Origin of the sequence: Pantoea sp. NSTU24, assembly GCF_050157905.1 — a bacterium.
Classification (GTDB): domain Bacteria; phylum Pseudomonadota; class Gammaproteobacteria; order Enterobacterales; family Enterobacteriaceae; genus Pantoea.
The window spans coordinates 1,590,144-1,617,077 of sequence record NZ_JBKIWZ010000001.1; the positions used below are offsets into that span (position 1 = coordinate 1,590,144).

The 26,934-nt window shown below is 57.4% G+C and carries 23 protein-coding genes; 7 read left to right on the plus strand and 16 right to left on the minus strand.

What is annotated here, in order from left to right; genetic code table 11:
* Nucleotides 1-72 precede the first annotated feature (72 nt).
* Both cmoA and cmoB read left to right on the plus strand, forming a co-directional pair.
* Nucleotides 73-801, plus strand: coding sequence for a carboxy-S-adenosyl-L-methionine synthase CmoA (gene cmoA, locus ACLHDD_RS07735; protein ID WP_313655597.1), 729 nt, complete (start codon nt 73-75; stop codon nt 799-801).
* A complete protein-coding gene (gene cmoB, locus ACLHDD_RS07740; RefSeq protein WP_427103639.1) occupies nt 798-1,766 on the plus strand; it encodes a tRNA 5-methoxyuridine(34)/uridine 5-oxyacetic acid(34) synthase CmoB in 969 nt (322 codons plus the stop codon). The genes cmoA and cmoB overlap by 4 nt, the downstream gene beginning before the upstream one ends.
* Nucleotides 1,767-1,770: 4 nt before the next feature.
* Here cmoB and ACLHDD_RS07745 read toward each other — a convergent pair whose 3' ends face one another.
* Nucleotides 1,771-2,397, minus strand: coding sequence for a LysE family translocator (locus ACLHDD_RS07745; protein ID WP_427105185.1), 627 nt, complete (start codon nt 2,395-2,397; stop codon nt 1,771-1,773).
* 142 nt (nt 2,398-2,539) lie between these two features.
* Here ACLHDD_RS07745 and ACLHDD_RS07750 point away from each other — a divergent pair, with 142 nt between their 5' ends.
* Entirely contained in the window at nt 2,540-3,637 is a 1,098-nt protein-coding gene (locus ACLHDD_RS07750) for a glycerol dehydrogenase (RefSeq protein ID WP_427103640.1), read from the plus strand.
* Between the two features lie 30 nt (nt 3,638-3,667).
* Here ACLHDD_RS07750 and ACLHDD_RS07755 read toward each other — a convergent pair whose 3' ends face one another.
* Complete coding sequence (locus ACLHDD_RS07755) at nt 3,668-4,513, minus strand: hypothetical protein (protein ID WP_427103641.1); 846 nt, start codon at nt 4,511-4,513, stop codon at nt 3,668-3,670.
* 317 nt (nt 4,514-4,830) lie between these two features.
* Complete coding sequence (gene cutC / locus ACLHDD_RS07760; RefSeq protein WP_427103642.1) at nt 4,831-5,583, minus strand: copper homeostasis protein CutC; 753 nt, start codon at nt 5,581-5,583, stop codon at nt 4,831-4,833.
* Between the two features lie 85 nt (nt 5,584-5,668).
* Between cutC and ACLHDD_RS07765 the strand changes: the two genes are divergently transcribed.
* A complete protein-coding gene (locus tag ACLHDD_RS07765) occupies nt 5,669-6,814 on the plus strand; it encodes a MalY/PatB family protein (protein WP_427103643.1) in 1,146 nt (381 codons plus the stop codon).
* On the opposite strand, the gene ACLHDD_RS07770 is transcribed toward ACLHDD_RS07765, so the two are convergent.
* The gene (locus tag ACLHDD_RS07770; protein WP_427103644.1) at nt 6,811-7,371 is read right to left on the minus strand and encodes a VOC family protein; all 561 of its coding nucleotides are present in this window, start codon (nt 7,369-7,371) and stop codon (nt 6,811-6,813) included. The two genes, ACLHDD_RS07765 and ACLHDD_RS07770, sit on opposite strands and share 4 nt — an antisense overlap.
* 647 nt (nt 7,372-8,018) lie before the next feature.
* Between ACLHDD_RS07770 and argS the strand changes: the two genes are divergently transcribed.
* From argS to ACLHDD_RS07785, 3 genes are all read left to right on the plus strand, one after another.
* On the plus strand, nt 8,019-9,749 hold the full coding sequence (argS, locus tag ACLHDD_RS07775) for an arginine--tRNA ligase (protein ID WP_427103645.1): 1,731 nt from the start codon (nt 8,019-8,021) through the stop codon (nt 9,747-9,749).
* A gap of 85 nt (nt 9,750-9,834) precedes the next feature.
* A complete protein-coding gene (locus ACLHDD_RS07780; RefSeq protein WP_427103646.1) occupies nt 9,835-10,743 on the plus strand; it encodes a LysR family transcriptional regulator in 909 nt (302 codons plus the stop codon).
* A gap of 146 nt (nt 10,744-10,889) precedes the next feature.
* The gene (locus ACLHDD_RS07785) at nt 10,890-11,888 is read left to right on the plus strand and encodes an aldo/keto reductase (protein WP_427103647.1); all 999 of its coding nucleotides are present in this window, start codon (nt 10,890-10,892) and stop codon (nt 11,886-11,888) included.
* Between the two features lie 248 nt (nt 11,889-12,136).
* Here the strand turns inward: ACLHDD_RS07785 and flhE are convergent, their stop codons facing one another.
* The 12 genes from flhE to cheA all read right to left on the minus strand — a co-directional run bounded on the left by flhE (nt 12,137) and on the right by cheA (nt 26,927).
* Nucleotides 12,137-12,529: a flagellar protein FlhE gene (flhE, locus tag ACLHDD_RS07790; RefSeq protein ID WP_427103648.1), complete on the minus strand. Its 393-nt coding sequence runs from the start codon at nt 12,527-12,529 to the stop codon at nt 12,137-12,139.
* The gene (gene flhA, locus ACLHDD_RS07795; RefSeq protein ID WP_427103649.1) at nt 12,529-14,622 is read right to left on the minus strand and encodes a flagellar biosynthesis protein FlhA; all 2,094 of its coding nucleotides are present in this window, start codon (nt 14,620-14,622) and stop codon (nt 12,529-12,531) included. The genes flhE and flhA overlap by 1 nt, the downstream gene beginning before the upstream one ends.
* Nucleotides 14,615-15,766, minus strand: coding sequence for a flagellar biosynthesis protein FlhB (gene flhB / locus ACLHDD_RS07800; RefSeq protein WP_427103650.1), 1,152 nt, complete (start codon nt 15,764-15,766; stop codon nt 14,615-14,617). Before flhB ends, flhA begins: the two co-directional genes overlap by 8 nt.
* 193 nt (nt 15,767-15,959) lie before the next feature.
* Nucleotides 15,960-16,601 carry a protein phosphatase CheZ gene (gene cheZ, locus ACLHDD_RS07805; RefSeq protein WP_427103651.1) on the minus strand — a complete coding sequence of 214 codons (642 nt, stop codon included), beginning with the start codon at nt 16,599-16,601 and terminating at the stop codon, nt 15,960-15,962.
* 9 nt (nt 16,602-16,610) lie between these two features.
* Nucleotides 16,611-17,000, minus strand: a complete 390-nt coding sequence (gene cheY, locus ACLHDD_RS07810; RefSeq protein WP_010258559.1) for a chemotaxis response regulator CheY — start codon at nt 16,998-17,000, stop codon at nt 16,611-16,613.
* A gap of 39 nt (nt 17,001-17,039) precedes the next feature.
* A complete protein-coding gene (locus ACLHDD_RS07815) occupies nt 17,040-18,089 on the minus strand; it encodes a protein-glutamate methylesterase/protein-glutamine glutaminase (protein ID WP_128085068.1) in 1,050 nt (349 codons plus the stop codon).
* Entirely contained in the window at nt 18,089-18,961 is an 873-nt protein-coding gene (gene cheR, locus ACLHDD_RS07820) for a protein-glutamate O-methyltransferase CheR (RefSeq protein WP_313655581.1), read from the minus strand. Before cheR ends, ACLHDD_RS07815 begins: the two co-directional genes overlap by 1 nt.
* An 80-nt stretch (nt 18,962-19,041) precedes the next feature.
* A complete protein-coding gene (locus ACLHDD_RS07825; protein ID WP_427103652.1) occupies nt 19,042-20,718 on the minus strand; it encodes a methyl-accepting chemotaxis protein in 1,677 nt (558 codons plus the stop codon).
* A 105-nt stretch (nt 20,719-20,823) separates the two neighbouring features.
* Nucleotides 20,824-22,386: a methyl-accepting chemotaxis protein gene (locus ACLHDD_RS07830; protein ID WP_427103653.1), complete on the minus strand. Its 1,563-nt coding sequence runs from the start codon at nt 22,384-22,386 to the stop codon at nt 20,824-20,826.
* Nucleotides 22,387-22,579: 193 nt separating this feature from the next.
* Nucleotides 22,580-24,253 (minus strand): methyl-accepting chemotaxis protein, encoded by a 1,674-nt coding sequence (locus ACLHDD_RS07835; protein WP_427103654.1) that lies wholly within the window; start codon nt 24,251-24,253, stop codon nt 22,580-22,582.
* A gap of 161 nt (nt 24,254-24,414) precedes the next feature.
* Nucleotides 24,415-24,912, minus strand: a complete 498-nt coding sequence (gene cheW / locus ACLHDD_RS07840) for a chemotaxis protein CheW (protein ID WP_427103655.1) — start codon at nt 24,910-24,912, stop codon at nt 24,415-24,417.
* Between the two features lie 23 nt (nt 24,913-24,935).
* Nucleotides 24,936-26,927: a chemotaxis protein CheA gene (cheA, locus tag ACLHDD_RS07845; protein WP_427105186.1), complete on the minus strand. Its 1,992-nt coding sequence runs from the start codon at nt 26,925-26,927 to the stop codon at nt 24,936-24,938.
* Nucleotides 26,928-26,934 lie beyond the last annotated feature (7 nt).

Sequence of the window (26,934 nt, forward strand, 5' to 3'; positions counted from 1 at the left end):
GGTTAAGGGGTGCAGCCCGCCCCACTTTCTGCCAGAATAGCGCCCTTTCCGTCGTCTCTTCGGATTTTCGATATGTCTGACCGCGATCAACTCTTTTCAGCGCCCATTGCAAAACTGGGCGACTGGACCTTTGACGAGCGCGTTGCTGAAGTCTTTCCTGACATGATTCAGCGCTCGGTGCCGGGCTACTCCAACATCATTTCGATGATTGGTATGCTGGCTGAACGTTTTGTCACCCCCGACAGCCAGGTTTACGATCTGGGCTGTTCGCTGGGCGCGGCGACCCTGTCGGTACGCCGCAATATCCATGTACCGGGTTGCCAGATCATTGCCGTGGATAATTCCCCGGCGATGGTCGAACGCTGTCGTCGTCATCTGGATGCTTTTCGCGCTGACACGCCCGTCACGGTGCTGGAAGCCGATATCCGCGATGTCCCCATCGAAAATGCCTCGCTGGTGGTGCTTAACTTCACGCTCCAGTTTCTGGAACCGCCTGCCCGCCTGGCGCTGCTGCAGAAGATCTGGCAGGGACTGAAACCGGGTGGCGCGCTGGTGCTGTCGGAGAAATTCAGTTTTGAAGATGCCGACGTCGGGGAACTGCTGTTCAACATGCATCACGATTTTAAACGCGCTAACGGCTACAGCGAACTGGAGATCAGTCAGAAACGCAGCATGCTGGAAAACGTGATGCTGACAGACAGCGTTGAAACCCATAAAGCCCGCCTCAAACAGGCCGGTTTCCCGCACGCCGAACTCTGGTTCCAGTGCTTTAACTTTGGTTCCCTGGTGGCGTTGAAATGATCGACTTTGCCCGTTTTTATCAGCAAATCGCCGTGGGTCCTCTGGCGAAGTGGCTGGAAGTGTTACCGGCACAGATCAGCGAATGGCAGCGTGAAAACCTGCACGGGCACTTCCGTGACTGGTACAAGTCGCTGGAGTATCTGCCGCTGCTGGAACCGCAAAAGCTCGACCTGCTGCACAGCGTGACCGCCGATCGCGATGACATCAGCGACCGTCATCGTCAGGGCATCGAAAAGTTGCTGCGCAACCTGATGCCATGGCGTAAAGGCCCCTATTTCCTCTATGGCACCCATATCAATACTGAATGGCGCTCGGACTGGAAGTGGGAACGCGTCATGCCGCACATCTCCCCACTGGCGGGTCGGACGGTGCTGGATGTAGGCTGCGGCAGCGGCTATCACATGTGGCGGATGATTGGTGCAGGCGCGCAGCTGGTGGTCGGTATCGATCCGATGCAGCTGTTCCTGGTGCAATTCGAAGCGGTGCGTAAGCTGCTGAATGACGATCGCCGGGCGCACATGCTGCCGCTGGGCATCGAGCAGCTTCCCGCGCTGCAGGCCTTTGATACCGTCTTTTCGATGGGCGTGCTCTATCACCGTCGTTCCCCGCTGGATCACCTGCTGCAGCTGAAGAATCAGCTGGTGAGCGGCGGTGAACTGGTACTGGAGACGCTGGTCATCGAGGGGGATGTCAATCAGGTGCTGGTGCCGGGCGAGCGCTACGCGCAGATGCGCAACGTCTTCTTTATCCCGTCTGCTGACGCCCTGAAGAGCTGGCTGGAAAAAAGCGGATTTGTCGATGTGCGTATCGTCGATTTCGCCCGCACCACGACGGAAGAGCAGCGCCGTACCGACTGGATGACCAGTGAGTCGCTGGCGGAATTCCTCGACCCCGGGGACCCCAGCAAAACGGTTGAGGGCTATCCCGCGCCTCTGCGCGCCGTGCTGGTCGCCACCAAACCTTAAGCGCTTAGCGGCGCGACAACGCCAGTTTCGCCGCAAAGCCGATAAACACGCAGCCGGTCAGGCGATCCATCATCTTCAGGACCGGCGGTTTGCGCAGATGGTGCGAAAAATAGCGGCTGCCCGCAATCAGCACCGCATTCCAGACCAGCCCCAGCACCATGTGTGCCAGCGCCATCAGGCTGCACCAGAGCGCGACTGACGCACCCGCCGGAATAAACTGCGGCAGGAAGGTGACATAAAACACACCCACTTTCGGGTTCAGCAGGTTTCCCGTTAATCCCCGCAGAAAGCAGGCAGGATAACCCTGCGGCCTGACCGGCACCTCATCTTCCGTTGCCACCGGCTGCTGGCGCGGGTTGAGCAGTAATCTGATCCCCTGATAAAACAGCCAGCCTGCGCCAGTCCACTTCAGCAGGTTATAGGCGAGTTCAGAGGCCATCAGCAGCGCGCCCAGCCCGAATCCTACTGCAATCCCCCACAGCAGACAGCCCAGCGTAACACCAGAGGCCGTGACCCAGGCGCGCTGCCAGCCCTGCGCAAGCGCGGTGCGCAGCACCAGCGCCGTATCAAAGCCCGGGGTCAGCGTCAGAATGGTTATCGCAAACAGAAAAGAAAACAGCGTGGCGGTCATCATCACGTCTCCATTGTTCCTTGCAGGGGGGGTCGCACCGCGAAACCGTTCGGGTGACCGGGTGCCGCAGGCCATCTGCCAGGATGACCAGAATGTGCCAGGCTGGATCAGGTTAATTCATTCCTGTCACGGAGTTGTGGTTATGAGCAAATTTATTTTTTCGTCACCCCGCAAATATGTACAGGGCGCCGGTGTGCTGGATGAGCTGGGGACCTGGCTGGCCGAACTGGGCGATCAGGCATTTCTGGTGGCGGACGAGGTCGTCTGGAAGCTGATTGGTGAACGAACGCAGCAGACGCTCCGGTCGGCCGGTATTGGCTTCAGCTGGCAGCAATTTAATGGTGAAGCCTCCAGCAACGAGATCACCCGCCTCAGTAAGCTGGCGCAGGATCAGGGTTGTAACGTGGTGGTCGGGCTGGGCGGCGGTAAAACGCTGGACACCGTGAAAGCGATAGCGGATGAGCTGAAACAGCCGGTGGCGATCGTACCGACGATCGCCTCCACTGATGCTCCCTGCAGCGCCCTGTCAGTGATCTATTCCGACAGCGGGGTCTTCGAAAGCTATCGCTTTTACAGTAAAAACCCTGACCTGGTGCTAATTGATACGGCAGTCTGCGCCAGCGCCCCGGCCCGCCTCTTCGCGTCGGGCATTGCTGATGGCCTGGCCACCTGGGTTGAAGCGCAGGCGGTAGCGCGTTCGCATGCCAAATCGATGGTCAATGGGGATCCGACCCTGGCCGGACTGGCGATTGCCCGCACCTGTGAAGAGACGCTGCTGAAGTGGGGCTACAGCGCCTATATCGCCGTGACCGAAAAACGGGTTACGCCCGCCGTGGAAGCGGTGGTCGAGGCGAACACGCTACTCTCAGGACTGGGCTTTGAAAACGGGGGACTGGCTGGCGCCCACGCGATCCACAATGGATTTACCGCGATAGATGGCGAAATCCACCATTTGACCCACGGCGAGAAAGTGGCCTATGGCACGCTGACGCAGATGGTGCTGGAGCAGCGTCCGGATGAAGAAATTGCCCGCTATATTCGCTTCTATCGCGCGATCAACATGCCGACGACGCTTAAGGAGATGCATCTGGAGAATGAAAGCTGGGATAATCTGGTGAAGATTGGTGCCCTGGCGAACAGCGACGGCGATACGCTGAAAAACCTTAATCCCCATCTCTCGCCCGAAGATATCGCCAATGCGCTGCTGGCACTGGATGCGTTCAGCCGGACGGTGCAATAACCCCTCAACAGGCGACTGTCTGGTCGCCTGCTATTCTCCCGCCGCAGGTGGCGAATCCCAGTACTCATATTTGTAAGCGGAACTGAGATGGCGTTTCAGGGTGCCGCGCGTGAAGACTTCCGTCTCATGCTGGTAGCTCAGGGTGCAGTTGCCGACCTCATCCCATGACTGGCACTCATCCACTGAGTGAATGGTGCTGAGCGGTGTAGTTTCCAGGGTATCAAGACGCCGTTCCCGCCACTGCGCATCGTAACTGTAGCGGTCACTGCCGCGGGCAGAGGTAGTATGCGTCACCAGCCCCTGGGGATTCCAGTGATAGTAAAACTCACCGTTGCTCAGCGGATCGCTGCCGCGCGCCACGCTCTTTTCGAGCCGAAACTGGCGATCATAGCGATAGGTGGTATCGGTAAAGCCGCGCCTGCCCATGGTGGTAAAGCGGTCAGAGGCGCTGGTGATGTTGCCGTGCTCGCCCTTCTGCCAGTTGATTGTCCCCTGCCGGTTTTCAACCACCTCCTCTTTACCCGCCTTAAGCACCTTAACCAGCCACGCATACTCGGCAACCCAGCCGCCCTGCACGCGGGCAATGTGCTGCTCCATACTGAGGGTCACGTTGCGTTCACTTTTGTCATAGCTAATGTCGGCCACTGTGAGTTCGCCGCAGGCATCAAACTGACCCAGTACCCGCTTTTGCGAATTCACATCTTTACCAAATTCCCCGGCGACCACCTGCTTCACGGCACCTCTGGCATTGCCGCCCAGCAAAATCAGCTGATTGCTGTTAGCCACGGCAGCCACGTTGCATCCACGGGCCGCAGCATGGCTGCTGCAGACTGCCGTCAGCGTCAGAATAAGAAGCGCTTCCAGATTCCATTTCATAGGGCGAGCTCCGGACAAGGATGTTTTCAGTGTAAACGCTGCAATGCCAGACCGTCGTTGAACCTGCCGAATTTTGTCCGCCGTGCCCCGCCACTGACAATCTGATGTGCGCCTGGCTGAACCTCCAGCTGACTTTCAGGGCATCAAGGCCAGAACGGGATAAAAGGGATGATAATCGCTCAGCTGCAGGAATGCGTGAGCGTAAATACCGGTCAGCAGACGTTGCACAAAAAGAACCCCAGCAAGCGTACTGGGGTTTGGTACTTGCAAACATCACGTCAATGATCGGCGTGCTGCGCGGCAAAATCTGTTGTGGTTCAGGCGACCCGAACGGTGCTCATCTGCATCACGCTTTTCATCGCCTCCACCACGTCGCCATCGACACAATAGCGGCTGAACTCATCGGTTTCGGCTTCGGAACACATGGAGACACCCGCTTTGCGGTAGCGCATCGGCGACACCATCAGGTGACTGGCCGAGCTGTGGACTTCATTAATCCCCATATCAAGAAACTTTTGCAGATTGCTGAGGCGTACGCCCGCGCCCGCCATAATAATAGGACCCGTGCTGCTCTCATTTAGTTCCCTGAGCAGCGCAATTCCGTTTTCCGCGCTCTGCTGCTGACCGGAAGTGAGAATACGCGCCACCCCTAAATCCGTGAGCGTCTCCAGGGCACGCCTCGGACTGTGACAGAGGTCAAAAGCCCGATGAAAGGTCACGGCCAGGCCATCACACAGCGCCATAATCTGTCGCATCTGCCCCAGATGAACGTGAGCATCCTCATCCAGCATCCCGATAACCAGACCGGGAAAGCCGAGTTCACGAACAAGCGCTACGTCAGATTTCATCGTCTCAAATTCGCGGGCGGTATAGCAGAAATCGCCGCCACGGGGCCGGATAATGGGATGAACCGGAATCGAAATATCGCGACAGGCAGCCTGCAGTGCACCCATCGACGGGGTCAGTCCACCTTCACGCGGCGCGGCGCAGAGTTCAACCCGATCGGCCCCCGCCTGCTGTGCGGTCACGGCGCAATCCACGCCATAGCAGCAAATTTCCAGTGTGGTCATTCTCTTCTCCTTTACATGACTCTGGTTCAGGGCAGATTCATCAGTTAGTCTGGCTGCTGGAATGAGTTTACCGGGAAAGTTAACTATGGCATTCAATTTCGACCAACGGATAGACCGTCGTCACAACGATAGCCTTAAATGGAACAAATATGCGGACCAGGACATTCTGCCGCTGTGGGTAGCCGATACGGATTTCCGATCGCCTGAATGTGTGATTGAGGCGATTAAAACCCGCACCGCACATGGAATTTTTGGCTATGGCGACACGCCCGTCGCCTTTATCGACAGCGCATTGTCGTGGCTTGCCTCGCGCTATCAGTGGCACGTTAATCCTGAATGGATTGTGGTGCTGCCGGGCGTGGTCAGCGCGCTGAATCTGGCCGTGCGGGCGTTTACCGCCCCTGATGAGATGACCGTGGCGCCCACGCCCATCTATCCGCCGTTTCGCGGTGCCGCCAGACTGGCCGAGCGGGGTCAGATCAACCTGCCTCTGACGCTGCAAGAGGAACGCTGGGTGCTGGATATGGAGAGCGCGGAAGCGGCGCTGACCGGAAAGGCGAGACTGTTAATGCTCTGCAATCCGCAGAATCCGGGCGGGACCGTTTATCGCCGCAAGGAGCTGGAAGCCCAGCTGGAATTTGCGCAGAAGCATGATCTGATTGTCTGCTCTGACGAGATCCACAGCGATCTGCTGCTGGAGCCGGGCGCGCAGCACATTCCTTTTGCTTCTCTGAGCGAAGATGCGGCACAGCGCAGCGTCACGCTGATGTCGCCTTCAAAGAGCTTTAATATCGCCGGTCTGGGTGCTTCTGTTGCCATCATACCCAATGCAGAACTGCGTGCCCGCTTTAACCGGCTGCGTCGCGGCATTGTGCCGGAGGTGGATATTCTTGCCCTCACGGCCGCCGCTGCTGCCTGGCGTGAGGGGGAGCCCTGGCTGAAGGCCCAGAATGCCTATCTGCGCAGCAACCGTGACTGGCTGGTGTCGCAGGTCAATAAGATGAACGGCCTGAGCGTCGCCTCACCGGAGGCAACCTATCTTGCCTGGATTGACGCCAGCGCGCTGAACGTCGCCAGTCCTGCGCTCTATTTTGAAAAATATGGACTCGGCCTGACGGCCGGACGCGAGTTTGGTAACGATCAGTTTGTCCGCCTCAATTTTGGCTGTACCCGGGCACTGCTGGATGAGGCCGTTGCGCGCCTGAAGCGCGCGCTAGCCGCCCGCATTTAGGGCTGTTCGCTGGCAACAATCTCTTCCAGTCGCCATGGATGAAACTTGATAGTCGTCTGTCCATCCGTCACTGCCAAAGTCGGATTGGGCAGACGCTCATTCTCGCCCCGAGGTGAGCTGGTTTTAAAAGAGATTCCCGGCTGCGTCAGCGCATCGTCTGACAGTAACGCCATGGCGCGCATCCCCAGCGTCTGATGATCGCCACGCAGCACCACCTCGATATGCTCCCAGCCCTCATGGCGATACCGTTTTTCACCCGGCCACGGCAGCTCTATCACATCGATCTCCCGTTCAGCGACACGCAGTGGATCATGCAGCTTAAACAGGCAAATCTGCCGTCCGTTGATCGTGGCTGCCGAAAATTGATGGCCAATCAGCTGCAAGCCTTGCTGCCAGCGCATTGCGGTGGTGTCCTGGTGACAACGCACAGCAATATGATCGATTTCAAGATCGTTAAGGCGCAGACCCAGTCGCTGTGCAAAATTCAGCAACGATTCTTCAAAACGTTCTAAATCTGTCTTTAAATCATCCAATTCTGTCGGAAAAGATCTTTTCACTTCCGTGATTCCTCATAATTTGTTTAGCATTTATAATCAGTCTGGTTTATTGTGCGCCGCCTGCTGAGCGTCATATAATGATAAGATTCATCTTATTTGACCGGAAATTTAACGCAAAACCCTATAATAACAGCTTTCATTTCGGATTTATCTTCTGTTTAGGACCATGGATTGCTTGATGAAAGTCATATAACCACATGATTTAAATGGCGTTCTTTTATACAATAAGATAACTCTTATTTGAAGACGAAACAATTGCAGCCCTTAGCGCCTTCCTATAAATTTGACCTAACACAACCAAAAGGAATGGCTCTATGTCTATGCTCATCGTTGTCGCTGTCCTTATCGCACTGATGGGATTTGCAATTTCCCGCCATTGGAAGGTGCGTGAAGATAAAAGCGTAAAGAACCCTCGCCGTCATTTACGACGCCGTTAACGCCTCCGGGAAACATCTCATTCAGCTCTGTTTCCCCACCTCATCCAACTACTGACGCCCACTCACATTTCACGTATACTTTTCCCCTCATTTTTTTCCGTTTTGTCTGCCGTATCCGTTTCGCTATCCTGGTAACGTGCCCGGTTCAGGCAAGATGAAGACAGCCCGGCTGCACAGGCAGGGCGTTGTTCAGCACATGAAGGTAACGCGGTGAATATTCAGGCACTTCTTTCCGAAAAAGTCAGTCAGGCAATGGTTTTAGCCGGCGCACCCGCCGATTGCGAACCGCAGGTTCGTCAGTCCGCACGGGTTCAGTTTGGAGATTATCAGGCTAACGGCATCATGGCCGTGGCAAAAAAGCTGGGACAGGCACCGCGACAGTTAGCGGAAACGGTTATTCAGCACCTCGATCTGACCGGTATCGCCAGTAAAGTTGAAATCGCCGGCCCGGGCTTCATCAATATCTTCCTTGACCACGCCTGGCTGGCAAAACAGGCCCGCGAAGTGCTGACCCTGCCCCGCCTGGGCGTGCAGCTGGCTGAGCCACAGACCATCGTTGTTGACTATTCTGCGCCTAACGTGGCGAAAGAGATGCATGTCGGCCACGTCCGCTCCACTATCATCGGTGATGCCGCAGTGCGCACGCTGGAGTTCCTGGGTCACAATGTGATCCGCGCCAACCACGTCGGTGACTGGGGTACGCAGTTCGGTATGCTGATTGCGTTCCTGGAAAAGCAGCAGAATGAAGATCACGCCGAGATGGCGCTCGCCGATCTTGAAGGCTTCTACCGTGAAGCTAAACGCACCTATGACGAAGATCCTGAATTTGCCGAGCGCGCGCGCGGTTACGTGGTGAAACTGCAGGGCGGTGATGAGTATTGCCGTCAGATGTGGAAGAAGCTGGTCGACATCACCATGAGCCAGAACCAGAAAATCTACGATCGGATGAACGTCACCCTGACGCGCAACGACGTGATGGGTGAAAGCCTCTACAACGATATGCTGCCCGGCATCGTCGCCGATCTGAAGCAGAAAGGCCTGGCGGTCGAGAGTGAAGGCGCCACCGTGGTGTTCCTGGATGAGTTCCAGAACAAAGAAGGTGAGCCAATGGGCGTTATCATCCAGAAAAAGGATGGTGGCTACCTCTACACCACCACGGACATTGCCTGTGCGAAATACCGTTATGAAACCCTGAAAGCCGACCGCGTGCTCTACTACATCGATTCCCGTCAGCATCAGCATCTGGTGCAGGCCTGGACTATCGTCCGTAAAGCGGGCTACGTGCCGGAATCGGTGCCGCTGGAGCATCATGCGTTTGGCATGATGCTGGGCAAAGATGGCCGTCCGTTCAAGACCCGTAGCGGCGGCACTATTAAGCTCGCCGACCTGCTGGATGAAGCCTGGCAGCGCGCTTACACGCTGGTGCGTGAGAAGAACCCGGAGATGAGCGAAGAGGAAGTCAAAGCGCTGGCGGAAGTCGTCGGGATCAGTGCGGTGAAATATGCCGACCTCTCCAAGAGCCGCACGACGGACTACATCTTCGACTGGGACAATATGCTGGCCTTTGAAGGCAACACGGCACCTTACATGCAGTACGCCTATACCCGCGTCCTCTCCGTGTTCCGCAAGGCAGGTATCGACGCCGATTCGCTGGATGCAGAGATCGTGATCGGTGAAGAGCGTGAAGCACAGCTTGCCACGCGTCTGCTCCAGTTTGAAGAAGTCATCATGCAGGTGGCGCGCGACGGCACGCCACACGTTATGTGTGCCTACCTCTACGATCTGGCCGGGCTGTTCTCTGGCTTCTATGAGCACTGCCCGATCCTCAGCGCCGAATCGGACGCCGTTCGTCTGAGCCGACTGCAGCTGGCCGCGCTGACCGCGAAAACGCTGAAGCAGGGTCTGGATACGCTGGGCATCGACACCGTCGAGCGTATGTAATCGCTGAAACGGAGAGGGCTACCCTCTCCGTTTTTGATCCTGTCTCCTTTTCTGAACGTCCGCTATTCAGCCGCAGGATGATCTCGTGTCTGTCGCCATGCATCTCATCAGCAGTCACCTTCCCACGATTAAGCAATTGCAGTGCTTTCTGGCCGTCGCGCACGAACTTAATTTTCGCCGTGCCGCAGAGCGGCTCAGTATGACGCAGCCACCGCTGACCCGACAGATTCAGAGTCTGGAAGATTTGCTGGGGCAGGCGCTGTTTGACCGCAATACGCATGAGGTGACGCTGACCCATGCGGGGCAGGCGCTGGTGGCAAAAGCTGAAGCCATCCTGAGCGCACTGAGCGCACTGACGCAGGCTGCACAGCCCGCGGCTTCCCGCGTACGCATCGGCCTGACCCGGACGCTGAACATTGAACGGATTACCCCCCTCAGTCAGCAGCTCACGGGACTTCAGGCCCGCGATGAGATCGAGATGCCCACCCAGACATCCGTCCAGCTGCTGCAGAGTCTGGCCCGCAACAGTCTGGATCTGGTGATTACCGGCGAGAAAGGATCTGAAACCCGCGACCTGCGGTACGTGTGGCTCTGCCGTGAACCGCTGCTGGCAGCGATACCCGCCGCACACGCAGCCAGCCAGCAGGTGCAGGTTTCGCTGGCTATGCTGGCTGATCTGCCACTGTTCTGGTTTTCGCGCAGCGCCAACCCGTTGTTTTATGACAAATGTGAGCGCTACTTTTCCACGCTGAACCTGACACTAAAACGCGTAAGAGAGCCAGATGACTCCCTGCTGATGCTGTCGCACATCGCCCGCGGCCGGGGATTTGCCCTGCTGCCTCAGTCAACGTGTACCTTTAATCAGGCCGGGCTTTGCTACCGTCCGCTCACCGCCGGGGCCGCTGACTCACTGGCGATTGATCTTTACGCTGTCATTCGGGCTGGTGAAAAAAACACGGCTGTCCTCACTGCCCTGCAGCACCTCTCTCCCTGATCCTCACAGCCGCCTGGTGTGGTGAGGAAAACCGCCCGTCGCCCTGTTTTATCCCTCCTGGTGATACCTTTTTTGTATAACGCAAAGAGCAATTCATTGCGCCCGTCGGGAGTGAAACAATCGCTTCTCACTTACGAGGAGAAACAATGAAAAAGCGCACATTAGGTCAGGATCTGAATGTCAGCGCCATCGGCTATGGCGCGATGGGGCTCAGTGAATTTTATGGTCAGACCGATGACCGCCAGTCATTGCAATTGCTGAACCAGCTGCACGACCATGGAATCACCTTTATCGACAGCGCCGATCTCTATGGTCGCGGCCACAATGAGCAGCTGATCGGGCAGTTTATGGCAGGCCTGAGCCCGGCCAGGCGGCTGAATGTCAGCATCGCCACTAAATGCGGTATCGAACGTCCGGCAGAGGAGGCGTATGCCCGCACCATCAATAATCAGCCTGACTATATTATCCGCTGCTGCGAGGCTTCCCTGAAACGGCTGGGTGTCGAACGTATCGATCTTTTCTACCTGCATCGCATCAGCCCGGCGACACCGATAGAGGAGAGCATGCAGTGCCTCAGCCGTCTGGTGCAGGAGGGGAAAATTGCCCGCATCGGACTGTGCGAAGCGTCGGCCTCTACGCTTGCGCGGGCTCATGCCGTCCATCCGCTGTCCGCCCTGCAGACCGAGTATTCGCTCTGGACGCGTGATATCGAAGCGGAGATCCTGCCGATGGTGAGACAACTCGGTATCGGCCTGGTGCCCTACTCGCCGCTGGGCCGGGGTTTTCTGACCGGTAAATACCGCAGAAACAGCGATTTTGCCGAGGGCGATTTCCGTAAAAATAATGACCGCTTCCGTCAGGAAAATCTCGATCACAATCTGCGAATGCTGAAGGTAATGACGCCGCTGGCGGAAAAATATCACGCCACCACCGGACAGATCGCGCTCGCCTGGCTGCTGGCTCAGTATGAAAAGATTGTGCCAATCCCGGGCACAAAACAGCTGGCCTATCTGACCGAGAACGCGAAAGCCGCCGAGCTGATGCTGGACGCGGACGATATCCGGTTGCTGAACACCCTCCATCAGCAGGTAGAGATAAAAGGCGGTCGTTACTCTGCGGAAGGGATGAAAGGTGTCAACGCCTGAGGGAAAACTGCGCACAGATTCGTGGCGATTGATGATCGGGAGAGCAGATTCAGTGGGAAACGCACAGCGATGGGAAATGAACGGCTGGCGGTCAAAGACTGATGGAACAGAACCGATCGCAGAATGCAGAACGTTATCAGGATGACGAGCCGGCATCAGGCGGACGCTGCCACTGCAGCGTCACGCCTTCCAGCTTATAGCGGCAACAAATCGCGGAAGCCATAGCCATGCTGGCCCCCGCCCGGCTGCTACTCGTAATTCACCATCACTTCGCTGCTCACCACCCGCAATCCGGGTGGCAGCGCCCCGCTGCCCGCAAAGCCAAACACCATGTGCAGAGTTTCACGGGCGTTCAGATGGGCCAGTCCACGCGTGATACCGCTGGCCCCCTCCAGTGTTGCGCAGCGTTGCTCACCACACAGCCGCACTTCCAGCCCGGCTGGCGCCGCTCTGCTCAGCTGATAACGCCAGCTGATGACGCTGACTTCACCCGCAATATCCGCAGGCGGAACCAGCGGCTGCGACCGCTGCCAGCTGCCGCGATTTGCCAGCGGCGGGCCGTTGGCGCTGGCGCTCCAGGCCCCCCCGCCCGCCTGCGCCATCAGGGGCAGCCACATCAGACACATTATCAGTCCGCGCATTATTTGCCTCCGATGGTTGCCGTCATGCGGATCTGGCGGTTGTCGCTCAGCTCAAGGTTTGAGAGCACCACCAGCTGAGGCAGATTGCGACGCAGGAAGCGCGCCAGTAGCGCACGCAGCGGATGATTGACCAGCAGAACCGGTGGCGCACCCAGCATCTCCTGGCGCTGAAGCGCCGCCTGAGCCTGACTTAACAGCCGATCGGCCAGACCCGGCTCCAGTCCGCCGCCGCCCTGCAGTGCCTGAAGCAGCAGACGTTCCAGCGTGGAATCCAGACCGATAACCTGCACCTCATCATTGCCCGGGAACCACTGCTGCGTAATCGCCCGGCCCAGTGCCACACGCACCACGCTGGTCAGCTCCTGCGGATCGCTCTGCACTGGCGCATGTTCCGCCAGCGTCTCAATAATGGTGCGCATATCGCGAATCGACACCCGCTCAACCAGCAGATTCTGTAATACCTTGTGCAGCGTGGTCAGCGTGATCACGCCTGGCACCAGATCTTCCGTCAGCTTCGGCATCTCCTGCGTCACCCGATCCAGCAGCTGCTGCGCTTCCTGACGACCAAACAGTTCGCTGGCGTACTGGCCAATCAGATGGTTAAGGTGCGTTGCCACGACGGTACTCGCCTCTACCACGGTAAAGCCCTGAATCTGTGCCTGCTCTTTCAGCGCACTGTCGATCCAGACCGCCGCCAGCCCAAAGGCGGGATCGACCGTGGCTTCGCCCGGCAGCGACCCCGCAGCCGTACCCGGGTTAATCGCCATCCAGCGGCCCGGGTAAGCATCACCACTGCCAATCTCTACCCCTTTCATCAGAATGCGATAGCGTGCGGGTGGCAGCTCCATGTTATCGCGAATGTGCACCACCGGCGGAAGGAAACCAACATCCTGCGCCACTTTCTTACGGATACTGCGAATACGGCCCAGCAGCTCGCCGTTTTGCTGATGATCGACCATCGGAATCAGGCGATAGCCCACTTCCATGCCCAGCGTATCCTCCAGCTGTACATCAGTCCAGGAGGCTTCCGTCGTGGCAGGCGTGTCCGGCATTTTGGTGATGCCGCCTGCCGCTTCCGGTTTCTTCTTCGGCTGCATTTCGCGGCCACGCAGCCACCAGGCCAGCCCGAGCAAGGCGGCGGTAAACAGCAGGAAGACGAAGTTTGGCATGCCAGGCACCAGGCCCAGCAGGCCAATGACGCCGGCGCTGAGCATCAGAACCCGCGGATCTTTAAATAGCTGGGTGACCATCTGCTCACCGACATCCTGATCGGTGGCAACCCGCGTCACGATCACACCGGCCGCGGTAGAGATAACCAGCGCCGGGATCTGTGCCACCAGACCATCACCGATGGTCAGCAGCGTATAGGTTTCGGCCGCATGTCCCGCATCCATCCCGTGCTGAACCACGCCCACCAGCAGGCCGCCTATAACGTTGATCACCATGATCATGATCCCGGCGATAGCATCACCGCGCACGAACTTACTGGCACCATCCATCGAGCCGTAGAAGTCTGCTTCCTGGGTGACTTCGGCACGGCGGCGCTTGGCCTCATCCTCACCGATCAGGCCGGCATTGAGGTCGGCGTCAATCGCCATCTGCTTGCCGGGCATTCCATCCAGTACAAAGCGTGCGCCCACTTCGGCGATACGACCGGCACCCTTGGTAATAACCATGAAGTTGATGATGACCAGGATGATGAACACCACAATACCGATGGCGAAGTTTCCGCCCACCAGAAAGTGGCCAAACGCTTCCACCACCTGACCGGCCGCCGCAGCGCCGGTGTGCCCTTCCATCAGGATGATACGGGTGGAGGCCACGTTCAGCGCCAGGCGCAGCAGGGTTGAGAAGAGCAGAATAGTCGGGAATGCCGCAAACTCCAGGGTTCGCTGGGTAAACATCGCCACCAGCAGAACCATGATCGACAGGGCGATGTTAAAGGTGAACAGCAGATCGAGGATGAACGGCGGCAATGGCAGAACCATCATCGACAGAATCATCATGATCAGCACCGGCCCGGCCAGCACCTGCCACTGCATATCTTTCAGGTTGCCCGGTAAACGTAGTTTAGCGGCCAGGTTATTAGCCATCGTTTTTGCTCTCTCCTGCAAAGTCCATCTCTGCCGGAACCGGCAGGTTTTTTGGTTTGGCTGGGATCAGGCCGCCTTCGCGCTTCCAGCGACGCGACTGCCAGACCCAGGCCAGCACTTCGGCCACCGCCGCATAGAGCGCGCCGGGAATATGCTGACCAATTTCAGTGTGACGGTACAGCGCACGCGCCAGCGGCGGTGCTTCCAGAACCGGAATGCGGTGTTCAGCACCCAGTTCCCGAATTCTCAGGGCGATTTCACCCGCGCCTTTGGCAATGACTTTCGGCGCACTCATCTTCTTCTCGTTGTATTGCAGGGCCACCGAGTAGTGCGTCGGGTTCGTCACGATCACGTCGGCCTTCGGCACATCGGCCATCATGCGACGTCGGGCGGCGGCGCGCATCTGCTGGCGGATACGCCCTTTCACGTGCGGGTCACCCTCCTGCTGTTTATGCTCGTCGCGGATCTCCTGCATGGACATTTTCAGCTTTTTGAAGTGGCTGTAGAGCTGCCAGAAGACGTCATAGCCCACCATAGGGATCAGCCCCAGCATGACCAGCGAACAGCAGACCGCAATCATCTCCATGCCATGAATCAGGGCCGTGACCGGCGCTTCGCTGATCAACCGCAGCATCTCAGGCCAGTGGCTCCAGATGTACCACCAGCCCACCGCACCCACTAAGATCGTTTTCAGGATGCCTTTAAAGAGTTCGGTCCAGGCCTGCGCGGCGAACATCCGCTTGAAACCTGCCATCGGGCTGAGTTTCTTCAGGTCAAACTTAATTGATTTGCCGCTGAACACGATGCCGCCGAGCAGCATTGGCGCGGCGATGGCAACCAGCACCAGGCCGCCCATCAACGGCAGCAGCGCCATCAGCGCCTGGGTGATGAGGCTGCCGATATGGCCGACAATAATCTTGTCATCCCTGACCATACCGTGATCGAAACGCAGGCCGGTGGCTATCATCGCCGCCAGCCGGTGCGCCATCATGTTGCCGCCAATCCACAGAATCATGATGCCAGCCAGCAGCATCAGTAAGGATGTCAGTTCGCGCGAACGCGGAATCTGGCCCTCTTCACGCGCTTTCTCAAGTCGGTGGGCCGTGGGCGATTCTGTTTTGTCCTCGTCGCTTTCTTCAGCCACGACAAACCTCGGTTGGCAGGAATTCTGAGCATAGGATGCCAAATCTGGCTTGAGTCAAAGCGGAGATAAGATGGGGAAAACAGGCGTTCTTTCGGGGATGAGTCTGACAATGGGAAAAGGGGCCGCCCGGGAGGTGACCCTTTTTTGCTTAACCGCAGCCTGATGGCCTGCCCGCAGGCGGGCCATCAGGGGATTAAAATCCTAAGCTATCCAGCAGGTCATCAACCTGATCCTGGTTCGCAACCACGCCCGGTGCATCGGCGTGGATTTGCGGACCGTTCAGCAGGCTGGTGCCCTCCTGACGCTTCTCTGCGCTGACTTCTGGCATGTTCTCCAGCAGCACCATCAACAGCTGACGCTCAATTTCCTGGATTACATCCATCATGCGCTTGATAACCTGACCGGTCAGGTCCTGGAAATCCTGCGCCATCATGATGGCCAGCAACTGCTTGTTGGTAAACGAGGTGTGCCCGGGAACGTCGGTGAGGAATGCGCGCGTATCCGTCACCAACTCCCGCGCATCGCTCAGCTCGATTGGGTTCTCAAACCACTCATCCCAGCGTTTTTTCAGCTGGGTTGCCCCGGCTTCCATTTTATCCTGATGAGGTTGTGCTGCTTCAACACAGTTCAGCGCACGGTCAGCAGCCTGTGCGGTCATCTGCACAACATAGTCCAGACGATCGCGGGCATCAGGGATGGCTTCAGCCGCATCGGCAATGGCTTTATCCAGACCCAGTTCGCGCAGACTGTCGCGCAGCATACGCGTCAGAGAGCCAATGCGGGTAATGATGTCGTGTGCCGAGGCATCCATAGTTGGTTTCGGAAGGTCGCTCATCACATCTCCTTACATGCCCAGTTTTTCGAAAATTTTACCCAGCTTCTCTTCCAGGGTGGCCGCCGTGAAAGGTTTCACGACATAGCCGCTGGCGCCCGCCTGGGCGGCGGCGATGATGTTTTCTTTCTTCGCTTCCGCAGTCACCATCAACACCGGCAGTGAACTCATTGCCGCGTCGGCACGAATGGTCTGCAGAAGCTGCAGGCCATCCATGTTTGGCATGTTCCAGTCGGAAATCACGAAGTCGAAACCACCCGCTTTGAGTTTGCCGAGGGCATCCACACCATCTTCCGCTTCTTCCACGTTATTGAAGCCCAGCTCTTTCAGCAGGTTACGTACAATACGACGCATCGTATTGAAGTCGTCTACTACCAAAAAGCGCATGTTTTTATCAGCCATATCTACTCCTGAGTTGTCTCGCCCGGCAGGACGGGCCTGTTAAATACGCAATGCCTGTCCGGCGCTAATTTTCGCCAGCATGTGCTGGCTGATGTTGCTTAAATCCACGACTTCGCTCACGCCGCCCGTGGCAATGGCCTCACGCGGCATGCCAAATACCACACAGCTGGCCTCATTCTGCGCAATGGTCCAGGCGCCTGCCCGATGCATTTCCAGCATTCCGGCGGCCCCGTCATTGCCCATGCCAGTGAGGATTACTCCCACCGCATTCCGGCCAGCGTTTGTCGCCACCGATTTAAACAGCACATCCACAGAAGGTTTGTGCCGGTTAACCGGTGGCCCTTCATTCAGTTTCACGACATAGTTGGCACCGCTGCGCCCCAGCTCCATGTGCATCGCGCCTGGCGCGATGTAGGCGTGGCCCGGCAGAATACGTTCGCCATCTTCGGCCTCTTTTACCGTGATCTGACAGAGCTTGTTCAGACGTTCGGCAAAGGAGCGGGTAAAGCCTGGCGGCATGTGCTGCGTTATCAGCAGCGCCGGGCTGGTCGCCGGTAACGGCTGCAGCACATGGCGAATCGCCTCAGTCCCCCCCGTCGAGGAGCCAATCGCAATCAGCTTCTCGCTACTCAGCAGCGGCCCCGCCTTCAGCGACGCGGGCACCGGCATCGCGGCCCGGTTGTGCACGCGGGCACGGGCAGCCGCGCGGATTTTGTCGCCAATCATCTGGCTGTAGGCCAGCATCCCTTCACGGATCCCCAGCTGCGGCTTGGTGACGAAATCGACCGCCCCCAGCTCCAGTGCCCGCAGGGTTATTTCAGAGCCTTTGCCGGTCAGCGATGAGACCATCACCACGGGCATCGGCCGTAACCGCATCAGTTTTTCCAGGAAATCGAGGCCATCCATGCGCGGCATTTCCACATCCAGCGTCAGCACCTGCGGATTAAACTGTTTGATTAAATCGCGGGCGACCAGGGGATCGGGCGCTGTCGCGACCATCTCCATATCCGGATGGCTGTTGATGATTTCGGTCATCAACTGCCGCATCAGCGCAGAGTCATCCACGCACATCACGGTGATTTTGCTCATCATCTTTCCTTCGTCAGTCCATAGACAGTTTGTCCACGCAGCCAGAACTCTTTACTGATCTGACTGAAGTTTTCAGAGTGTCCGGCGAACAGGATGCCGCCGGGCTTCAGCAGGGGAACAAACCGACGCAGAATCTTCTCCTGCGTCTCTTTATCGAAATAGATCATCACATTGCGGCAGAAAATGGCGTCAAAGGGTCCCGGCAGCGACCAGTCGTTCGCCAGCAGGTTCAGCTGCGCGTAGGTGACCAGATTGGCCAGCTCGGGACGCGCACGTACCATGCCCGCATGCGGACCGGTGCCGCGCAGAAAGAAACGCTGCATCTGCGCCGGTGACAGCGTACGCAGCTCCTCCTGGCGATAGACACCCGCCACCGCTTTTTCCAGCACCTGGGTATCGATATCGCTGGCATGGATCTGGAACTTGCCCGGTCCGGTGCCCAGCGTTTCCGCCAGCGTCATCGCGATGGAGTAAGGCTCCTCTCCCGTTGAGGCCGCGGTGCTCCAGACGCTGTAGTTGCCCTGGCGCTTGCGTGCATGCTCCGCCAGGATCGGAAAGTGATGCGCTTCGCGAAAGAACGCGGTCAGGTTAGTGGTCAGGGCGTTGATAAAAGCCTGCCATTCGGCGCTGTTAGGATCGGACTCCAGCAGCGCCAGATAGCGACCAAAGTCGTCGATATTCAGCGTGCGCAGACGACGAACCAGACGGTTATAAACCATCTCACGCTTGTGGTCGGCCAGTACGATACCGGCACGCTGATAGATCAGCTGGCTGATACGGCGAAAATGCGTATCGGAGAGCGGTAAACGCTGCACCATCTGCGACAGCAGCGTTGTCGTCTCATTTTGATCTAATACCGTCGATTTTTTCATCTCTGCACCTGGCCCGAACTGAATAGAATAACTGTCTGCTGCGATGCCCGGCGGCTCAACGGCGGCCGGGCGACGGGCGATTAAAAGGTTTCCCAGTTGTCGTCACTGCGTGCCGCAGAGGAACGACCAACGGCTAACGGTGCATCTGACTGAAGCGTTTTTATCGCCGTTGTCTTGTTAACGGCCTGAACGACAAATTCTTTACCAATATTGAACACTGATACGGCCTGTTTGAGATGACTTGCCTGATCTTCGAGCGCAGCAGCAGCTGCTGCCGACTCTTCCACCAGTGAGGCGTTCTGCTGCGTTACACGATCCATCTCGGTGACGGCCAGGCCCACCTGGTCGATGCCACGGCTCTGCTCATCTGAGGCAGAGGCAATCTCGCCCATGATGTCGGTCACCCGGGTGACCGCGCTGACGATGTTGCTCATGGTGTCACCGGCGCTCTCCACCAGCACCGATCCGGTATCTACGCGACTGACTGAATCTTCAATCAGAGCCTTGATCTCTTTGGCGGCCTGCGCGCTGCGCTGTGCCAGGCTGCGTACTTCCCCTGCAACAACCGCAAACCCACGCCCCTGCTCACCGGCACGCGCGGCTTCAACCGCCGCATTCAGTGCCAGAATATTGGTCTGGAAGGCTATGCCGTCGATGACGCTGGTGATATCAGCGATTTTTTTGGAGCTGCCGGCAATCTCTTTCATGGTGGTCACCACACCATCCACTACTTTGCCGCCCTGCTGCGCGGTTTCGGAGGCCGTCAGCGCCAGCTTCGACGCCTGGCGGGCGTTTTCGGCATTCTGCTTCACGGTGGCGGTCAGCTGCTCCATGCTGGCTGCCGTCTCCTCCAGCGAAGCAGCCTGCTGCTCGGTGCGGGAAGAAAGATCGTTATTGCCGATAGAGATCTCGCTGGCGCCGGTATAGATGGCGTCCGAGCTGTCACGCACGGTACGAACGGTGCGCACCAGCTCCTGCTGCATGTGCTGTAACGACGTCAGCAGCTCGCCGATTTCATTACGGACGTTAATCTCAATGGGCTGGGTCAGATCGCCACGCGCGATGTGCTGAATATGTTCAATACTCTGACGCAGTGGGCGAAGCAGTACTGAGCGCATCAGGTTCCAGACCAGGATAATCATCAGCAGCGTAACGGCCAGCGTGGCGATGACGATAGTGATTGAACGGCTGTAAGCCTGCTGGTTCGCTTCCACGCCCTGCTGAGCCAGTTCCTTGTTGTGCTCCAGCCAGGCGCTGTAATCTTTCTGAAACTTATCCTGATAGCTCTGAGTAGGCTGATCCACAAAACCTTTGAAGTTGCCGGTGGTAAAGAAAACCATCAGTTCGGCCAGTGCATCGTGATAGGCCTTGTAGTTTGCCTGTAATGCCAGCACATTTTCGGCAGTTTTGCCCTGCTCTGACAGGTTGTCGTTAAAGATCTGATAATTGACTTCTGCCTGTTTCAGCTCCTCGCCGGCCAGTGCCACCAGCTCTTTAACGCTGGCGCCCGAGCCTGACATCTGCGCATCCTGCAGAAAACGGATACCGGCCCGGTTCAGGGTATTACGCGCCTGAACCAGCGAAACCCATGAAGTCCCCATCGCCTGTTGCAGAGTGTTTAACCGCTGGTTATAAGCAAAATTGTCTTTATCTGAACTAACCGTTTTAAAAAACATCCCACCGGAAAAGAGCTGCAGCAGCGCAAAGAGCGCCAGCACACACAGCAGGCCGGAAACAACACGTACTCGACTGAACATAAACACCTCATTGGTTGGCGATTCGTGTTTATTTATCGGCGGCGAGGGGGGAACTTTATGCACAGCGACGGCTTTACGCCGCCGCTGTCGTGGACGGGGAGAAAATCAGGCGCGGGAAATCCGGAAAACGGAAACTGCCTGGGTCAATGCGCTGGCCTGCTGCTCCAGTGCGGCAGCCGCGGTGGCCGACTCCTCCACCAGCGAGGCGTTCTGCTGCGTCACCCTGTCCATCTCGGTCACGGCCTGCCCCACCTGGTCGATGCCACGGCTCTGCTCATCGGACGCAGAGGCGATCTCGCCCATGATGTCAGTGACGCGCGTTACGGCACCCACGATCTCATTCATCGTACTACCGGCGCGTTCCACCTGCAGTGAGCCGCTGTTGACACGAGAAACAGAATCTTCAATCAGCCCTTTAATCTCTTTGGCGGCCTGGGCACTGCGCTGCGCCAGGCTGCGTACTTCACCGGCGACCACGGCAAAACCGCGCCCCTGTTCACCGGCGCGGGCCGCCTCGACCGCCGCGTTCAGCGCCAGGATATTAGTCTGGAAAGCGATGCCATCAATCACACTGATGATGTCAGCAATCTTCTTTGAACTGCCCGCAATCTCTTTCATGGTCGTGACCACGCCATCCACCACTTTACCGCCCTGCTGCGCGGTTTCAGAGGCAGTCAGCGCCAGCTGTGACGCCTGACGGGCGTTATCGGCATTCTGCTTTACCGTGGCGGTGAGCTGCTCCATGCTGGCGGCGGTCTGCTCCAGGGAGGCGGCCTGCTCTTCAGTGCGGGCAGAAAGATCATTATTCCCCGCGGCGATTTCACTGGCCCCCGTGAAGATGGCATCGGAGCCATCACGCACATTGCTGACGGTCATTACCAGCGACTGCTGCATCTCATGGATACCGGCGGCCAGCTGGCTCATCTCGTTACGTCCTTCCACCCTGATTGACTGCGTCAAATCTCCGGACGCGATGGTGCGAATCTGCACCAGTAGCTGCTGCAGCGGCTGAATCAGCACCTGACGCAGGCCAAACCAGCAGCTGATAATCACCGCCAGCACGACCACGCCAATAACGGCCAGCAGCCACATCATCTGCGTGAACGCTCTCTGGTTTTGTGCCATGCCCTGATCGGACAGGACGGTCTGGCGTGTACGCCACTGGTCATAACTGCTCTGCATGGCGACCTGTTTCTGTTCGATGTTCTCTTTGAACATCCCTTCCAGATCGCGCGCCTGCAGACTCTTCACCATCGCCTTCAGGCCATTCTCATAGCTGGCATAGTCAGCTTCCAGCTTGTCGCCGAGCGTTTCATCCAGACCCGGCGTGGTCGGCAGGTGGTAGTAGATTTTGAAGTGGCGATCGGCTTCCACTAACTGTTTCTGTGCTTTGGCGATCAGTTCATCAAGCTGCCCGCCATTCATTTGTGATGCCATGCTGGTCTGTAAGCGCAGCATGCCGCGGTTCAGCGTGGTACGGCTGTTGTTTAACGAAATATAGGCGTCGGTCATCTCCGTGACATTGCGATTAGAAACCTGCGATAGCGCAAACGCTTCTTTGTCTTTATGCAGTGCTGACCAGAAAAGGCTGCCCGAAACCAGCTGGAGCGCGCCAAAGATAACCAGTACCGCGATCAGGCTGGTTACGACTTTTATTTTTTTTAACATCACTTTCCCCTGGAGGTTGATTAAGGTGCAGCCGCTATATCGGCGCGTTCGCGGGATTGATTAACGCTTTTAAGCGCTTTCAGGAGAGAAGTGGCTTTTGTAATTATTTTTATCAGCATGTACTTCTGAGTCTGGCTTTACGTAGCATAACCTTTGCCGAAACTGCGCATCCCGCAGGATGCGCATCGTGCTGTCAGAAGGTTTCCCAGTGCGTGTCACTGACTGGCGCGGTCAGTGCCTTGCGCGGGATCTGCGCCGCCGTGACCGGCGCCGCGATGGGCAGATGTTTCGTCAGACTCTGCTGCACGTCGCCGCGTTTTATTCTGAACAGGGCAACAGACTGGCTTAACCGGCTGGCCTGATCTTCCAGCGAGGCGGCGGCCGTGGCGGACTCTTCCACCAGCGCGGCATTCTGCTGGGTTACGCGGTCCATCTCGGTGACGGCCTGACCGACCTGATCGATACCGCGGCTCTGCTCATCCGATGCCGAAGCGATTTCCCCCATGATATCGGTGACGCGCGTAACCGCGTTTACGATGTCGCTCATGGTTTCACCCGCAGTGCCGACCAGCTGAGAACCGACATTAACCCGGTTAACGGAGTCATCAATCAGTCCCTTAATCTCTTTGGCTGCCTGGGCGCTACGCTGCGCCAGGTTTCGCACCTCGCCGGCAACCACCGCAAAGCCCCGCCCCTGCTCACCGGCACGCGCGGCTTCTACCGCGGCGTTCAGCGCCAGGATATTGGTCTGGAAAGCGATGCCATCAATGACGCTGGTAATATCGGCGATCTTTTTCGAACTGCCCGCGATGTCGCTCATGGTTTTCACCACCCCATCCACGACGCTGCCGCCTTTTTCAGCCGTTTCCGACGCACTGAGCGCCAGTTTTGAAGCCTGACGGGCATTTTCAGCATTCTGTTTCACCGTCGCGGTGAGCTGCTCCATGCTGGCTGCGGTCTGCTCCAGCGAGGCTGCCTGCTGTTCCGTACGGGCAGACAGGTCGTTATTACCGGCAGCAATTTCGCTGGCGCCGGTGAAAATCGCATCCGATCCTTCGCGCACCTGGGTGACGGTCCGCACCAGAGACTGCTGCATATCATGCAGGCTGGCCGCAAGCTGCGTCATCTCGTTGCGCCCCGTCACCTCAATCGGCTGGGTCAGATCCCCCTGGGCAATGTGCTGAATGTGACTGATACTGCTGTTCAGCGGCGTCAGCACGATTCGGCGCAGTCCTACCCAGCAGAGCACGATGACCGCGAGCACCGCCCCCATGATAAAGGCCAGTGTCCACATCATGCGGCTGTAGGCTTCGCTGTTCTTTTGCACACCCAGTGTCGCCAGCCGATTCTGGTCGGCACGCCATTCGCGGTAAAGCGTCATGAAGGCACTCTGGCTGGGCGCGACAGGAATTTTTCCGGCAGCCGCCAGATCGCTGGCCTGCAGAGCGCCCTGCATGCTGTTTAACGCGGCAGCGTAGTCGCTGTAGCGCTGATCAAGCTGACTGTTGAGCGCCGGATCTAACCCCGGCGTATCCGGCGTGGATTTAAACGCTTTATAGAAGCCGTCGGCCGCCCGCAGGAAACTTTTGCTCTCATCGAACAGACCGGCAACGTCTGCAGTTTTCCCTTCCAGTTTGCTGGTGGCAAAACGCAGCTGAATACGGGTCAGCAGTACCCGGCTCTGGTTAAGGCTCATGTAGGCATCGTTGAGCGACTGGGTGTTTTGCGTCGCCAGCTGCGACACCGCAAAACTCTCTTTGTCGTGACTTAACGCCGAGTAGAAAACAGAACCGGATATGGCCTGAAGCAGCCCAAAGACCAGCAGCACCATGAACAGGCTGGTGACAACGCGAATTTTCGTTAACATAATTAACCCTGAAAAAAGTAGGTGATTTAAGGTAGCTTTGAGTTTATCGGCAGCGGCAGGCAGGAAATTAGGATCGGATCGTGCGCAAGTGATGATTTTAAAGGATTTATTGCGGGGCGAAACGATTACGGGCCGGTCATATCCGGCCCGTGATGCGGTGATTATGCGGTGCGCAGATTATCCACCAGCGCCATCTCGTCGCTGCTGAGCAGCTTCTCGATGTCAACCAGAATCAGCATACGTTCACCCAGGGCACCCAGACCGGTCAGGTACTCGGTGGACATGGTGACGGCGAACTCTGGTGAAGGACGGATCTGATCCTGGGTCAGTGACAGGACATCTGACACGCCGTCAACCACGATACCGACCACACGGTTTTCCAGATTCAGTACGATCACCACGGTGTTTTCGTTGTATTCAACATCGGGCTGCGCAAACTTCACGCGCAGATCGATAATCGGCACAATCACGCCGCGCAGGTTAGTAACGCCACGGATAAAATCAGGGGTATTCGCGATGCGCGTCACCTGATCATAGCCACGAATTTCCTGAACCTTAAGGATATCGATGCCGTACTCTTCGTCGCCGAGTGTGAAGACCAGAAACTCCTGGCCGACAGTTTCGCCAGCGATTTTTGTCACGGTTGCCATTCCATTCATAATATTTACCCTTTCGTTATCAATCAGGCGGCAGCGCCGGCCACACGTTTTTCACGGTTAAGTGACTGCAGTGCTGAAACATCAACAATCAGCGCCACGCTACCATCGCCCAGAATGGTTGCTGCGGAGATGCCCGGCACCTTGCGATAGTTACTTTCCAGGTTTTTCACCACCACCTGATGCTGACCAATCAGCTGATCGACCAGCAGCGCGTAACGCTTGCCCGCGCTCTGCAGGATCACCACGATGCCCTGCGTGGCTTCGGTTTTCGCGCCCTGCACATCAAAGACGTTCCACAGCTCGACCAGCGGCAGATATTCGCCACGCACTTCAAGTACACACTCGCCACCGGCCAGCGGTTTCAGCTCTTCGGCGCGCGGTTGCAGCGATTCCATCACCGCATTCAGCGGCAGAATAAAGACTTCGTCGGCCACGCGGACGGACATGCCATCCAGGATCGCCAGCGTCAGCGGCAGCAGGATACGGATAGTGGTCCCTTTGCCCTGCTTCGAAGCGATTTCAACGTGACCGCCCATCTCCTGGATGTTTCGTTTCACCACGTCCATGCCGACGCCGCGTCCTGAGACATCGGTCACCTGCTCGGCAGTAGAGAAGCCCGGCGCGAAGATCAGCATGCCGACTTCTTCATCGCTCATGTTTTCGTGAACCGGCAGACCGGAAGAGAGGGCTTTTGCCAGAATACGTTCACGGTTCAGGCCTGCACCGTCGTCCGAAACTTCAATGCAGATGTTGCCGCCCTGATGTTCCGCAGAAAGCGTCAGGTTGCCAGTCGCCGTTTTACCGGTTGCCAGGCGTTTTTCCGGGGTTTCGATACCGTGGTCGAGGCTGTTACGCACCAGGTGTGTTAACGGATCGATGATGCGCTCAATCAGACTCTTATCAAGTTCGGTTGAGCTGCCCAGCAGTGTCAGTTCAACTTCTTTACCCAGTTTACTGGCAAGATCACGCACCAGACGCGGGAAGCGGCTGAAGACATATTCCATCGGCATCATACGAATCGACATCACCGATTCCTGCAGATCGCGGGCGTTACGCTCCAGCTGACCCATGCTGTTCAGCAGGTCGCCGTGCGCCACCGGATCGAGTTCACCGGAACGCTGGGCAAGCATTGACTGGGTAATCACCAGTTCGCCCACCAGGTTAATCAGCTGATCGACCTTTTCGACCGCCACGCGGATACTGGTGGATTCGCTCGACTTGGCTGGCGCCGCTGCGCGCTTGCTCTCCCGCTTCACCGCTGCCACGGGCAGTTCGGTGACGCTGGCGGTGTGAACCTCTTCAACCTGCGGCGCGGTGGCCAGCGCCACCGGGACGGCTGCGGCATCGTCTGCCTCAGGGAAGTGGATCTGCGCTTCGTCGATAACGAAGCAGAGCACGGCCACGATGTCATCTTTACCCACGCCGTCAATGCAGACATCCAGCGTGCTGGTGCCCTTCTTCACGTCGGTCAGCGTGCCAAGATTGCCCATTTCCTCCAGCATCAGATCGACCTCTTTTTCTTTGAGATCGATCAGGCGGACACGCAGGCCGCCCGTGCTGGCCGCGTCTGCGCTCACCGGCGCGTGGCTGACAGCCGCGACAGGCACAGGCGCGTCGACCGGCAGGCCTTTCGCCTCGAGCGCCAGCTGGCGTAATGCTTCACAGATATATTTAAAGCTCTCCGCGTTAGGCTCCTGCGCGGTTTTATAAGCATCGAGCTGTTCCTGCATAATATCTTTGGTTTCCAAAAACAGGTTGATGATGTCGGTGCTGAGCTGCATCTCGCCGCGACGAGCACCATCCAGAATGTTTTCCAGGATATGAGTCGTTTCCTGCAATACCGTAAAACCAAAGGTTCCGGCCCCACCCTTGATGGAGTGAGCGGCACGGAAGATGGCGTTAAGCTGCTCAGAATCTGGCTCCTGCGGGTCAAGACCCAGCAGGTGTTGTTCCATATCCGCTAATAGCTCATCGGCTTCATCAAAAAACGTCTGGTAAAAATCGCTGATGTCCATACTCACG